This window comes from Taylorella asinigenitalis MCE3, assembly GCF_000226625.1.
Classification (GTDB): domain Bacteria; phylum Pseudomonadota; class Gammaproteobacteria; order Burkholderiales; family Burkholderiaceae_B; genus Taylorella; species Taylorella asinigenitalis.
Genome location: NC_016043.1, coordinates 376885 through 391501 on the forward strand (window position 1 = coordinate 376885; position 14617 = coordinate 391501).

The 14617-nt window shown below is 39.4% G+C and carries 7 protein-coding genes, 2 tRNA genes and 3 rRNA genes; all 12 read left to right on the forward strand.

Translation table 11 applies throughout. The features are described from left to right. Nucleotides 1–354: 354 nt before the first annotated feature. The 12 genes from TASI_RS01845 to TASI_RS01900 all read left to right on the forward strand — a co-directional run bounded on the left by TASI_RS01845 (nucleotide 355) and on the right by TASI_RS01900 (nucleotide 14494). Nucleotides 355–1898: ribosomal RNA gene (locus tag TASI_RS01845) — 16S ribosomal RNA — on the forward strand. 162 nt (nucleotides 1899–2060) lie between these two features. Further along, nucleotides 2061–2137 (forward strand) — tRNA-Ile (locus TASI_RS01850). 45 nt (nucleotides 2138–2182) lie between these two features. Further along, a tRNA-Ala gene (locus TASI_RS01855) sits at nucleotides 2183–2258 on the forward strand. 569 nt (nucleotides 2259–2827) lie between these two features. Further along, nucleotides 2828–6063: ribosomal RNA gene (locus TASI_RS01860) — 23S ribosomal RNA — on the forward strand. 140 nt (nucleotides 6064–6203) lie between these two features. Beyond that, a 5S ribosomal RNA gene (gene rrf, locus TASI_RS01865) occupies nucleotides 6204–6316 on the forward strand. The 16S, 23S and 5S rRNA genes sit together here with 2 tRNA genes alongside, the layout of an rRNA operon. Nucleotides 6317–6521: 205 nt before the next feature. After that, complete coding sequence (locus TASI_RS01870) at nucleotides 6522–7652, forward strand: YadA-like family protein (RefSeq protein ID WP_014111057.1); 1131 nt, start codon at nucleotides 6522–6524, stop codon at nucleotides 7650–7652. Nucleotides 7653–7805: 153 nt separating this feature from the next. Then, complete coding sequence (locus tag TASI_RS01875; RefSeq protein WP_044977936.1) at nucleotides 7806–9125, forward strand: sodium-dependent transporter; 1320 nt, start codon at nucleotides 7806–7808, stop codon at nucleotides 9123–9125. Nucleotides 9126–9261: 136 nt separating this feature from the next. After that, entirely contained in the window at nucleotides 9262–9873 is a 612-nt protein-coding gene (locus tag TASI_RS01880; RefSeq protein WP_044977939.1) for a sugar transferase, read from the forward strand. Further along, the gene (locus TASI_RS01885; RefSeq protein WP_014111061.1) at nucleotides 9866–10513 is read left to right on the forward strand and encodes a NeuD/PglB/VioB family sugar acetyltransferase; all 648 of its coding nucleotides are present in this window, start codon (nucleotides 9866–9868) and stop codon (nucleotides 10511–10513) included. Before TASI_RS01880 ends, TASI_RS01885 begins: the two co-directional genes overlap by 8 nt. Nucleotide 10514: 1 nt before the next feature. Then, nucleotides 10515–11666: a DegT/DnrJ/EryC1/StrS aminotransferase family protein gene (locus tag TASI_RS01890; protein ID WP_014111062.1), complete on the forward strand. Its 1152-nt coding sequence runs from the start codon at nucleotides 10515–10517 to the stop codon at nucleotides 11664–11666. Between the two features lie 234 nt (nucleotides 11667–11900). Continuing rightward, a complete protein-coding gene (locus tag TASI_RS01895) occupies nucleotides 11901–13130 on the forward strand; it encodes a glycosyltransferase family 4 protein (RefSeq protein ID WP_014111063.1) in 1230 nt (409 codons plus the stop codon). 83 nt (nucleotides 13131–13213) lie between these two features. After that, nucleotides 13214–14494 carry a lipopolysaccharide biosynthesis protein gene (locus tag TASI_RS01900; protein ID WP_014111064.1) on the forward strand — a complete coding sequence of 427 codons (1281 nt, stop codon included), beginning with the start codon at nucleotides 13214–13216 and terminating at the stop codon, nucleotides 14492–14494. The last annotated feature ends 123 nt before the right edge of the window (nucleotides 14495–14617 follow it).

A 14617-nucleotide genomic window follows, 5' to 3' on the forward strand; every position in this document is an offset into this window, starting at 1 on the left:
AAAGACTTTAAGTTTTATGTATATTAATAATCTTTCACTTTTCCCACATTTTACGAATTTATTACATATGAATTTTGTGTGTGGGTGGTAGTGAAAAAAATGTTCTTTAAAAATTAATACAGCCGATAAGTGTGGGTACTTGATTTTGTTAAATGTTAGGTTTTAATACATCAAGTCTTACGCTTATAAATGTGAAGAGAAAAAGAGAGTAGATAAGAGCAAGAGAGATTTTTACTTATGACCAATAATAAAAAGAGAGTGGTTTATAGTTGAAGTCTTAATTGAGAAGTTAATTCTTTTTTTTGAAGTTTTAAGCAATAAAAGTAAGCGATAAATATAGATATAGCAGGAATTGAACTGAAGAGTTTGATCCTGGCTCAGATTGAACGCTAGCGGAATGCCTTACACATGCAAGTCGAACGGCAGCATAGGGAAGCTTGCTTTCCTGATGGCGAGTGGCGAACGGGTGAGTAAAGTATCGGAACGTGCCCAGTAGCGGGGGATAACTACGCGAAAGCGTAGCTAATACCGCATACGCCCTGAGGGGGAAAGAGGGGGATCAGCGATGACCTTTTACTATTGGAGCGGCCGATATCGGATTAGTTAGTTGGTGGGGTAAAGGCCTACCAAGGCATCGATCCGTAGCTGGTTTGAGAGGACGACCAGCCACACTGGGACTGAGACACGGCCCAGACTCCTACGGGAGGCAGCAGTGGGGAATTTTGGACAATGGGGGCAACCCTGATCCAGCCATTCCGCGTGTGCGATTGAAGGCCTTCGGGTTGTAAAGCACTTTTGTCAGGGAAGAAAAGTTTTAGGATAATACCCTAGGATGCTGACGGTACCTGAAGAATAAGCACCGGCAAACTACGTGCCAGCAGCCGCGGTAATACGTAGGGTGCGAGCGTTAATCGGAATTACTGGGCGTAAAGCGTGCGCAGGCGGTTCGGAAAGAGAGATGTGAAATCCCAGGGCTCAACCTTGGAACTGCATTTTTAACTGCCGAGCTAGAGTATGTTAGAGGGGGGTAGAATTCCACGTGTAGCAGTGAAATGCGTAGAGATGTGGAGGAATACCGATGGCGAAGGCAGCCCCCTGGGATAATACTGACGCTCATGCACGAAAGCGTGGGGAGCAAACAGGATTAGATACCCTGGTAGTCCACGCCCTAAACGATGTCAACTAGCTGTTGGGACCTTAAATGGTTTTGGTAGCGAAGCCAACGCGTGAAGTTGACCGCCTGGGGAGTACGGTCGCAAGATTAAAACTCAAAGGAATTGACGGGGACCCGCACAAGCGGTGGATGATGTGGATTAATTCGATGCAACGCGAAAAACCTTACCTACCCTTGACATGTTTGGAATCCTGAAGAGATTTAGGAGTGCTCGCAAGAGAACCGAAACACAGGTGCTGCATGGCTGTCGTCAGCTCGTGTCGTGAGATGTTGGGTTAAGTCCCGCAACGAGCGCAACCCTTGTCATTAGTTGCTACGTAAAAGGGCACTCTAATGAGACTGCCGGTGATAAACCGGAGGAAGGTGGGGATGACGTCAAGTCCTCATGGCCCTTATGGGTAGGGCTTCACACGTCATACAATGGTCAGGACAGAGGGATGCGAAGCCGCGAGGTGGAGCTAATCTCACAAACCTGGTCGTAGTCCGGATTGCAGGCTGCAACTCGCCTGCATGAAGTCGGAATCGCTAGTAATCGCGGATCAGCATGTCGCGGTGAATACGTTCCCGGGTCTTGTACACACCGCCCGTCACACCATGGGAGTGGGTTTTACCAGAAGTAGTTAGTCTAACCGCAAGGGGGGCGATTACCACGGTAGGATTCATGACTGGGGTGAAGTCGTAACAAGGTAGCCGTAGCGGAAGCTGTGGCTGGATCACCTCCTTTAAGAGAAAAAGAGAACCAAAAATTTGGCATATTTTTAAGTATCCACGCTTATCGGTTTTGTATGAAAATTTGAGAGATTAAACAGCTAAAAAGAGGTATTGGCTTTATAAAGAGAAAAGGGCCAACAAAAGAGATTAAAGGCTAATAATAAGAAGGAAAGAAGGGTCAGTAGCTCAGTCGGTTAGAGCACCGTCTTGATAAGGCGGGGGTCGCTGGTTCGATTCCAGCTTGACCCACCATAGAGATGCTCTATAAAGAAAGAGAGAGTATGAAAAAAAGAATGTGGGGGATTAGCTCAGTTGGGAGAGCGCCTGCTTTGCACGCAGGAGGTCGTCGGTTCGATCCCGTCATCCTCCACCACCCTAGATATTCTCTAAGCCGCTTTTGTGTATGTGTATGGATATTAGGGTATTTTATTAATAGCTCTTTTTTAAAAAGAAAGAAAGAGTGAATTAATAAAGTATCTTTTTTTAAAAAAGCAATAATTAACAAGAAAGAGAGATTACTTTAGGCTGTTCTTTAACAATTTGGAAGAAGCACAACAAGTAAAACAACAAAAGAATGGTTGTGTGAGTACGTATAAGCTTATAGAGAGTGATTTTAAGGAGTCACAGATATAAGGTGGTGCTTACATAGCTGTCTAAATTTTTTATGGGTTGTGATTGCAAAATTAAAAAAACACACAAAAAGAAATTTGAATGCGAAAGCTGTAAGTTTTTTTATAAGTTCTCAAAATAGAAATCAAGAATATTCTAAGATGAGCGGCTAGAAAAGAAAATTAACGCGATACTCAAAAAAAATGAAAAAAAGTTTTAAAAGGGCTTTTTTTTCAATAAGTGATATGGTTATAAGAGACTTATGACTGAAGTGTTAGTGTTAGTTATCATATAGAGATATATGATGAGAGATAGACACTGATGAAGTTATAGGATCAAGTGACTAAGTGCACATGGTGGATGCCTTGGCGATCACAGGCGAAGAAGGACGTAATAGCTTGCGAAAAGCTGCGGGGAGTTGGCAAATGAGCATTGATCCGCAGATATCCGAATGGGGAAACCCACCTCTTTTTAGGAGGTATCCTTATCTGAATACATAGGGTGAGGAGGCGAACCGAGTGAACTGAAACATCTAAGTAACTCGAGGAGAAGAAATCAACCGAGATTCTGAAAGTAGTGGCGAACGAAATTGGATGAGCCGCAACGAGATAGTAATTGTAGTAGTCGAACTTACTGGGAAGTGAGACCGTAGAGGGTGATAGTCCTGTAGACGAAACTATAGTTATGGTACTAGGCGTTGCAACAAGTAGGGCGGGACACGTGTAATCCTGTTCGAAGATGGGGGGACCATCCTCCAAGGCTAAATACTCGTGATCGACCGATAGTGAACCAGTACCGTGAGGGAAAGGCGAAAAGAACCCCGGGAGGGGAGTGAAATAGAACCTGAAACCGTGTGCATACAAACAGTCGGAGCCCTAGGGTGACGGCGTACCTTTTGTATAATGGGTCAGCGACTTACATTCAGTGGCAAGCTTAACCGGATAGGGTAGGCGTAGCGAAAGCGAGTCCGAATAGGGCGTTTATAGTCGCTGGGTGTAGACCCGAAACCAGATGATCTATCCATGGCCAGGTTGAAGGTGCCGTAACAGGTACTGGAGGACCCAACCCACTAATGTTGAAAAATTAGGGGATGAGCTGTGGATAGGGGTGAAAGGCTAAACAAATCTGGAAATAGCTGGTTCTCTCCGAAAACTATTTAGGTAGTGCCTCATGAATAACTGTTGGGGGTAGAGCACTGTTATGGCTAGGGGGTCATGGCGACTTACCAAACCATGGCAAACTCCGAATACTGACAAGTTCGATCATGGGAGACAGAGCACTGGGTGCTAACGTCCAGACTCAAGAGGGAAACAACCCAGACCGCCAGCTAAGGTCCCTAAAATTGGCTAAGTGGGAAACGAAGTGGGAAGGCATAGACAGTCAGGAGGTTGGCTTAGAAGCAGCCACCCTTTAAAGAAAGCGTAATAGCTCACTGATCGAGTCGTCCTGCGCGGAAGATGTAACGGGGCTAAGCCAGTTACCGAAGCTGCGGATGCATCCGCTCTTTTAATGTGTTTAATCGAGATACTTCATTGTGAGAGTTTTGAATGCAAATTCAAAACTCTCACTAACGTACTCCAAAAGGCTTGGACAGGAAAGAGTCCAAAAGGCTTGGACAGGAAAGAGTCCAAAAGGCTTGGACAGATTTGTGTCCAAAAGGCTTGGATAGATTTGTGTCCAAAAGGCTTGGACAGAGAGGGTCCAAAAGGCTTGGACAGGAAAGAGTCCAAAAGGCTTGGACAGGAAAGAGTCCAAAAGGCTTGGACAGAGAGGGTCCAAAGTACTTAAGGAGGTTTGAATCTTAAACTGTAAGTTTAAGATTTATGGATAATCGAACGAAGTGAGATTAGACATATTAAGAGAGCGGATGCGTGGTAGGAGAGCGTTCTGTAAGCCAGAGAAGGTGAATCGAGAGGTTTGCTGGAGGTATCAGAAGTGCGAATGCTGACATGAGTAGCGATAAAGGGAGTGAAAAGCTCCCTCGCCGTAAGTCCAAGGATTCCTGCGCAACGTTCATCGGCGCAGGGTTAGTCGGCCCCTAAGGTGAGGCAGAGATGCGTAGCTGATGGGAAGTGGGTTAATATTCCTACACCGGCTTGTGATGTGAAGGGGGGACGGATTGCGGAATGTGTACGGGCTGTTGGATATGCTCGGTATTGTAGCCAAGAAGTTGATTAGGCAAATCCGGTCAAAGGATTCAAGGCTATGATTCGCAGAAGACTTAAGGTCTTTGAAGTCACAGGAAGTGGTTCCAGGAAAAGCCTCTAAGCGTTAAATTACAAGTTGACCGTACCGCAAACCGACACAGGTGGACGGGATGAATATTCCAAGGCGCTTGAGAGAACTCAGGAGAAGGAACTCGGCAAATTGATACCGTAACTTCGGGAGAAGGTATGCCTTTGTATGGTGAGTAGCCAGAAGAGGCCGCAGAGAATAGGTGGCTGCGACTGTTTATTAAAAACATAGCACTCTGCAAACACGAAAGTGGAAGTATAGGGTGTGACGCCTGCCCGGTGCTGGAAGGTTAATTGATGTGGTGAGAGCTATTGATCGAAGCCCCAGTAAACGGCGGCCGTAACTATAACGGTCCTAAGGTAGCGAAATTCCTTGTCGGGTAAGTTCCGACCTGCACGAATGGCGTAACGATGGCCACACTGTCTCCTCCTGAGACTCAGCGAAGTTGAAGTGTTTGTGATGATGCAATCTCCCCGCGGCTAGACGGAAAGACCCCATGAACCTTTACTGTAGCTTTACATTGGATCGTGAACCGGCCTGTGTAGGATAGGTGGGAGGCGAAGAAGGAGGTACGCTAGTACTTTTGGAGCCGTCCTTGAAATACCACCCTGGTTTGTTTGTGGTTCTAACCTTGGCCCATGATCTGGGTTGGGGACAGTGTATGGTGGGCAGTTTGACTGGGGCGGTCTCCTCCCAAAGTGTAACGGAGGAGTTCGAAGGTACGCTAGGTACGGTCGGAAATCGTGCTGATAGTGCATTGGCAAAAGCGTGCTTGACTGTGAGACAGACAAGTCGAACAGGTGCGAAAGCAGGACAAAGTGATCCGGTGGTTCTGAATGGAAGGGCCATCGCTCAACGGATAAAAGGTACTCTGGGGATAACAGGCTGATACCGCCCAAGAGTTCATATCGACGGCGGTGTTTGGCACCTCGATGTCGGCTCATCTCATCCTGGGGCTGTAGCCGGTCCCAAGGGTATGGCTGTTCGCCATTTAAAGAGGTACGTGAGCTGGGTTTAAAACGTCGTGAGACAGTTTGGTCCCTATCTGCCGTGGGCGTTGGATACTTGACGGAGGCTGCTCCTAGTACGAGAGGACCGGAGTGGACGTACCGCTGGTGTATCGGTTGTCATGCCAATGGCATTGCCGAGTAGCTACGTACGGAAGAGATAACCGCTGAAGGCATCTAAGCGGGAAACTCGTCTGAAGATAAGGTATCCCTGAGCGTAAAGCTCCTTTTAAGGGTCGTTCGAGACTAGAACGTTGATAGGCTGGGTGTGAAAGTGCAGTAATGCATGTAGCTAACCAGTACTAATTGCCCGAGAGGCTTGATCCTATAACTTTATCAGTGTTATGGGTCGCTTTAATTAGAATATATATAGAGAAAAACAAAAGAGCAATCTAAGACTCTCAACCCCACCTTGTAGTGCTTCTTCCAAATGGCTAAAGATAAAAAAAGCCATAACCAGTTTGTAGCTTGACGACAATAGCAAGGTGGCCCCACTCCTTCCCATCCCGAACAGGACAGTGAAACACCTTAGCGCCGATGATAGTGGGTGGACACCTGTGAAAGTAGGTCATTGTCAGGCTCTTTTATTCATATACCCCTTATAAAAATAATAACAACCCTCCATATACTCAAAGCCCTCTAAGGTATCACCTCAGAGGGCTTTTTTGTTGCTTAAAGTTGCCTAAATGTAACAAAAAAAATAACAAATTGTATATATATTTCATTGAAATTTTTCCAAAGTATTGGATAGTTACAATAAAAATTTTTTGTAAGGGGGACACAAAATGTCGACAATTAATTTTAATAAATTCATCACCTGTAGCTGTTTATGCTTATCAGCTATCAGTTTTCAATCCGCTATAGCTGCACCCGATGCTGATGGGAATGAAGCTATAGGCTCTAATGCTATCGCAAAAGGTAAAAATAACAAAGCTGATGGTGTGAATTCCACTGCAATGGGTAACAATAATAACGCAAAAGGCCCTAACACCACTGCAATGGGTATAGGAAATAAAGCTGAAGGTCCGTATTCTACAGCTATTGGTTTGTCAAATAAAGCTAATAAAATGTCAGCGGCTGCCGTCGGATATCAAAATCTTGCTGATGGGCATTCATCAAATGCAATTGGTATCCAAAATGAAGCAAAACAAATATATTCTTCGGCAATTGGTCACACTAATAAAGCATTAGAAATGATGTCATCTGCTATTGGATATGGAAATACTGCTTCTGGAAAAAAATCGACTGCAGTAGGTGTAAATTCTACTGCTTCAGGCAAAAATTCAATGGCTGTAGGCTCTTCTGCCAAATCTATCGCTGATGATTCTTTGGCTTTAGGTTCAAACACAAAATCAACCTCAGCAGGAGGAATAGCTTTAGGTGCAGATTCCACTGCAGATCGCGAAGCAGCTCAAGCCAATGCCGTTTACCTAAGCGATAACGCAGACGTCAAAAATACAGTGAAAGGTGAGTTTGGTGCTCTTTCAGTTGGCAATGCCACCGCAACTCGTCAAATCATTAATGTTGCCGCAGGTACTGAAAACACAGACGCTGTAAACGTGGCTCAACTTAAGGCTCTTCAAGCTCAAACTGACTCAAAATTCAACAACCAATTAAATGGCTTAGACAATAAATTCTCACAACGCATCGAAAATTTAGACAATAAAGTAAACAAAGTAGATAAACGCACTAATGCTGTGGCTGCTCAAGCACTTGCTGCTGCATCACTAGTTCCAACTCAAACTCCAGGTAAAGGACAAGTATCTGTTGGTGTTGGTACTCACTATGGACAAACAGGATATGCATTAGGTGTTTCCTATAGAAATACTCGTGGTGATTGGACACTAAATGTTATCGGTGCAGGCAACTCACAAGGACGTTTTGGGGCTGCTGCTTCAGCAAATTTCCAATGGTAAACGGGGGCATTGCCAACTAAAGGGTGGTCACGTTGACCACTTTTTTTGCAAATTTTCCACAAATAATTGATCTATAAGTAAAAACCCTAGTAATTTGCTGAAACACAATTGATATCATAAACATTCGTTTTAATTTTTTTAATAAGAATATTTATGCATAAGAAACACAGTATATTTAGCACAAGATGGGGCTTTATCTTAGCCTGCGTAGGTTCCGCTGTTGGCATGGCCAATGTGTGGGGCTTTCCATATAAATTAGGTTCAAATGGCGGCGGTGCCTTCCTTCTAATCTATTTACTCTTTGTGGCTATCTTTTCTTATGCAGGATTATCGGCAGAGTATGCGATTGGACGTAGAGCACGCACGGGCACGCTAGGATCGTACGAATATGCGTGGAAATCTCGTAACCTTGCTCCAGTGGGAAGAGTGCTTGGATGGCTGCCGCTGGCGGGAAGCATGTGCATTGCCATAGGATATGCAGTCATTATCTCATACGTACTTAAGGCTCTATTTCAATCGATAGACGGCTCGCTAATGACCATCGATACGAATACTTGGTTTGAGTCATTTGCACTTACAGAGTACTCAGTCGTTCCATTTCACGCCATTATCGTTTTAGGCACAACAATCACGCTTTTATTAGGTGCTCATAGTATCGAGAAAACGAACAAAATTATGATGCCACTCTTCTTTATTTTGTTCGCCATTCTTGCGGTGCGCGTGATGTTTTTGGATGGGGCGATGCAAGGTTATAAATTTATGCTCACACCTGAGTGGGAATTCTTGAAGAATCCGATGGTTTGGGTCTCTGCGATGGGGCAGGCATTTTTCTCGCTATCCATCACAGGGTCTGGCATGCTCGTGTACGGCTCCTACCTTCCGAAGGATCAAGATATCGTTGATAGTGCAAAGAAAACTGCGATTTTCGATACTATTGCAGCGGTTGTAGCGGCATTGGTTATGATTCCTGCGGTGTTTGCGTTTGGTATGGATCAGGCAGGAGGGCCAGGGCTGCTTTTCGTGACATTGCCAAAGATACTTCAAGATATGGTTGGTGGTCAAATATTTGCGATAATCCTGTTTACGGCGGTTGTGTTCGGGGGCATTTCCTCCCTACAAAACATGCTTGAAGTGGTAGCTGAATCTATCTTATACAAATTCCCTTCATTGAAGCGCTCAGTCGTACTGATTGCGTTGTGCGTAATTTGCTTCGGATTTGGGGTCATTATGGAGCCTATCAGTTCATGGGGTCCATGGATGGATACCGTTTCGATTTACATTATCCCTATTGGTGCGGTGATTGGGGCCGTCTCATGGTTTTGGATTTTACGCAAGGATGAGCTTTTAGATGAAGTTAATACGGGGGCAATGCGCCCGCAAGGCTCCTTCTGGTATTCTATCGGCAGATTCGTGTATGTTCCGATGGCACTTATTCTTTGCATCATTGCATTGAGTATGAACATTGCGTTTTAGAGATAGGGACTAAGGTATATTGGGTCTATGGGGCGAAATGCTCCATAGGCCAAAATTTTGTTAAGTAAATATATAAATTGATTAATAGCTATAATGAAGTAATAATTTCAAGTGTTATAGCTTAGTTTGATAAACTGTGTATAGAATTATTACTAAAAGAATATTAGATATCATTGGAGCTTTAGTTCTTTTAATATTCACTTCACCCGTTATTCTATTTATAACCATATTATTATTTTTTGCCAATAATGGGAAACCATTTTTCATTCAGTCAAGACCCGGAAAAAATAAAAAAATTTTCAAAATTCTAAAATTCAAAACTATGAGAGATGATTTTGATGAGCGAGGCAACTTATTACCAGATCAGAAAAGACTAACTGTTATAGGAAAATTCGTTAGAAAAACATCTCTTGATGAATTGCCTCAGTTAATTAACGTATTAATCGGGGACATGAGCTTTGTAGGCCCCCGACCATTATTAATTGAATATATTCCTTTATATTCTGAATTTCAATCTAGAAGACATGAAGTTAGACCAGGGATAACTGGTTGGGCTCAAGTTAATGGTCGAAATGCAATATCTTGGGAAGAAAAATTTAAATTTGATGTTTGGTATGTCGATAACTATTCACTAAGTTTAGATATAAAAATTTTATATTTAACATTTTTGAAAGTATTAAAATCTGAAGGAATAAGTTCTCAAGGTCATGTCACAACTGAAAAGTTCCGAGGAACACCTGATGAATAGTATTGATAGCATTATTGGTATATATGGGGCTTCAGGTTTCGGAAGGGATATTCTCCCATTAGTTAAAAAACAATATTCTAATTCTCATATCTGTTTTATTGATGATCAAATTAACGGAGTTGTTGTGAATGGATTGAATTCTCTTAATTTTGATCACTTTATATCTCTAAATTATCCAGATAAAACCGCAGTTGTTGCGATAGCAAATAGTAAGATCAGAGAATCCATAACATCAAAATTGCTTTCTAATAACATTGATTTGATTTCTGTTAGGGGTGAATTTTCCCATATATCTGATGATGTTGAACTAGGATTATCTTATATACTGTGCCCTTTTACTTTTATAGGCCCTAACGTAAAGATTGGAAAGAGTTTTCATGCAAACATTTATAGCTATGTTGAACATGATTCAGTAATAGAAGATTTTGTAACTTTCGCTCCAGGTGCAAAGTGTAACGGTAATGTACACATAAAAAAACATGCATATATAGGTAGTGGAGCTGTAATTAAGCAAGGAAATTCTACAAAGCGTTTAACTATAGGTGAAGGTGCCATAGTAGGCATGGGAGCAATTGTTACTAAAGATGTACCAGATGGTGTAACTGTCGTAGGAAATCCAGCAAGAATATTGGAGAAATAAAGTGGTTGAATATAATTTTCCTCCTTGGCCTAATTTCACTGAAGAAGAGGGTGAGGCTGTTAAGAGAGTTCTTTTGTCCAATAAGGTAAATTATTGGACGGGTCAGGAGTGTAGAGAATTTGAAAAAGAATTTGCTGAATTTGTAGGCACTAAATACTCTGTTGCTGTAGCTAATGGCACGGTTGCACTTGATCTTGCGATGTTAGCTGTTGGTATAGGAAAAGGTGATGAAGTCATTGTTACATCAAGAACATTCATAGCAAGCGTCTCATCTATTATAAATTCTGGTGCCACCCCGATATTTGCCGATGTAGATTTAGATAGTCAGAATATTACTCCCGAAACTATTAAACCTTTAATAAATACTAAAACTAAAGCTATCGTGTGTGTACATTTGGCAGGCTGGCCCTGTGAAATGGACGGCATTATGGCACTTGCAAAAGATCATAATTTATTTGTTATAGAAGATTGTGCTCAAGCGCATGGTGCTAAATATAAGGGTAAGTCAGTTGGATCTATAGGTCATATTGGTGCTTGGTCATTCTGTCAGGATAAAATAATGTCAACAGGTGGTGAGGGAGGAATGGTAACCACCAATGATGTAGACCTTTGGAAGAAGATATGGTCATATAAAGACCACGGCAAGTCGTATGATGCAGTGTATAACAAAAAACATCCTCCGGGTTTTAGATGGCTACATGAAAGTTTTGGAACCAATTGGCGTATGACTGAGATTCAAGCTGTTCTCGGAAGAATTCAACTCAAACGTTTGCCTGACTGGCATAAACAAAGATTAGAAAATGCGATGTATATTTGGAATGAAGCAAAAAAAGTAAATTGGCTAAGAGTCCCTGATATACCAAATCATATTGAGCATGCAGCCTATAAAGCTTACGTTTTTATTAAAGATGAATCGAAAATAACTAGAGATTCAGTTTTGAATAGTTTTAATGACAATGGGATTCCTTGTTTTACTGGTTCATGTTCGGAAGTTTATTTAGAAAAAGCCTTCCAATTAACTAACTTTATACCTGCTACTAGATTAAAAAATGCTTTCAAACTGGGAGAATCAAGTTTAATGTTTTTGGTACATCCTGGGATTGGATACAAAGAATTAATTAAATTTTCCGATATTTTAAGAAGTATCACTTAACTAAATGGTTAAAAAAATTTCTCTGTAAATCCCATTTTTTGTTCAATCTTTTTTTTCTTATTATTCAACCAATATTTATATAATATTTTTTATATATAAAAATTTACTTGCACGTTTATGAATATGGTTTCTTAATTTATCATTATTAAACTAGAGATATTTGATTGCTCAATTTAAGAAAAATTTCAATAAAAATTAATTATTACTACTAACTTTATAGAATCTTATCAAGACATGTCAAAAAAAACACTTTGGATAATTAATCAGTATTCTTCTACACCAGAATTCGGTTATGGAGGTCGTAGTTATTATTTAGGTAAAGAATTGGTTAAATTAGGTTATACCGTTTATATCTTTGCGTCTAACAATCACCATTTACTAAAAAGAAAGCCAAATTTTCATGGAGACTATTACGTACAAAACGTAGAGGGTCTAAATTTTGTTTGGTTTAACATGCCTAAGTACAAAGATGCTAGATCTAAGAAGAGGGTCTACTTATGGTTTAAATTTGCTTATAAGATATCTAAATTAAATAAATATAAATTTCAAAAACCCGATATTATTTTACAAACTTCTCCATCTCCTATACCTTTTCTCGGTGCTTATTCATTATCAAAAAAATTAAATTCTAAATTAATATTTGAAGTTAGAGATATATGGCCATTAACTTTAATTGAGATTGGTGGAATTAGCAAAAATCACCCTTTTATCAAATTATTACAATGGGTTGAAGATTTTGCTTATAAGAAATCTGATTTGGTTTTCTCTAATCTAAAATTTTCTTGGAAACATATGGTTTCAAGGGGGATGGATAAATCTAAATTTAGATGGATACCAAATGGATTTGATAAAGAAGAATTTGATAATCCAGAACCATTAGATTCAAATTTCCTAAACAATATTCCAAAAAATAAATTTATAGTTGGTTATGCAGGTACCATCGGCATTTCTAATAATGTTGAATCAATTGTAGAAGTTGCTGACATGCTTAAAAATATAGAAGATATTCATTTTTTAGTTGTTGGGAGCGGACCAAGTAAGATAAATATAGAAGAAGATGCTAGAAAAAGAAAGCTAGAAAATATTACATTTTTGGATCCAGTTGAAAAATCTAAAGTACCGAGTTTGTATAAAACGTTTGATGTTTGTTTTCTTTGTATGTCAGATGTGCAATTAAATAAATTTGGTACATCTTTACAAAAGTACTTCGAATATTTGGCTTCTGGAAAACCTATGTTGTATGCAGTTAATTCTCCAGAATTTGATTACGTTGAGAAGTATGCTGCAGGTTATGAGGTTCCAAGTGTCAATAATCTTGATATATCAAATGCCATTTTTAAGTTATACAACCTTCCAGATAAGGATATCAAACAGATGGGAATCAACGCTAGAAAATTAGCTGAAAATGAATTTGAATATTCAATGTTAGCAAAGAAAATGGATCAGTATTTGAAAGATTTATAGTCTTTTTTATTATGTAAATGTGCTAATTATTTACTGTAAATCCTAAAATTTTTATTCAAAAATTTAAACCTAACTCAAATTAGATGTCTTTAAAGAAAAACATTTCCATACTTTTTTTTGGCAATGTAATATCACAATTATTACCACTATTTGCTACACCAGTTGTTGCTAGACTGTATACCCCTTCAGATTTTGGGCAATTTTCTGTTATTTTTACTTTGATATTAATCGGGACATCCGTTGCATCAAATAAATTCGAACAGGCAATACCTCTACCAAAGAATAATAAGAAGGCCTATTTGCTTTTTAGGTTATCAATAGTAGTATTGCTACTATCGTGTTTTACTCTTATTTCAGTAGGATATGCTCTACTATTGATTAGCCCTAATTTAATTAGTTCTGAACTTTATAGTATTAAAACTTTAACATTTATTCTTATAGGTATATTGTTTTTGTCTCTTAACCAAATTTATGCCTTTTGGTTAAACAGACATGAAAAATTTTGGGTATTATCTACAAATAAAATTTTAACTAATACAGTAAATGTTATAAGTATGGTGGGATTTGGCTTTCTAAATACAGGAAAAATTGGCTTAATATTCTCAGATTGTTTATCTAGATTCTCATCATATATTCATAGTTATATTTTTTGTAAATCAAGAATGGATTCGGGTAATAATTGGTTTTTATTATTACCCACTACCATTAAAGTTAAGTTACTTGTTAAAACTTTTCGTGAATATAAACTCTACCCACTATATGTTGTGCCAGCAAATTTTATAAATGTTATTGCTAACAATTTATACATATTTGCTTTTGCAATTATTTATGAATCTTATAATTTAGGTTTGGTGACAATGGCCACAAAACTAATTTTAGTTCCAATGGATGTATTGGTAACTTCTGTAAACAAATCATTAATGCAACCAATGGCCAATAAGTATAGAGAGTTTGGTGAATGTAGATCTATTTTTATAAATACATTTAAATTTTTGATACTTATTCCTCTGCCATTTATATTAATTGAAATCTTATTTTTAGATGAACTTACATTATTAGTACTCGGTGAAGAGTGGGCTGAATTATCTACAGTAATTTATATTATGACGCCTATGTTCTATAGTTATTTTGTAAGCGGTGTTCTTTCGGTTACTTTGATTTCCTTGGGAAAGCAAAAATTGAATTTTTTGTTACAATTCTTTTTGTTTTTTTTGTTAGTTATAGTTTTTTGTTTATCATACGTCTTTAATCTAAAATTCTTTGATGCACTTATTTTGTATTCCTTAACGGTAACTATATATAATGTTCTCAGTCTTTATAGCTTCTACAAAATAGCCAGTGGATTTAAATTTTTTTCTAATTAGTTAATTACTTTATGTGTGGCATATTCGGAATAATCTCGAGCAATTCAGTTAATACTAAATCTTTAAAAACACTTATTCAGCACTCTCGACAAAGAGGCAGGGATTCTAGTGGCTTAGTATACT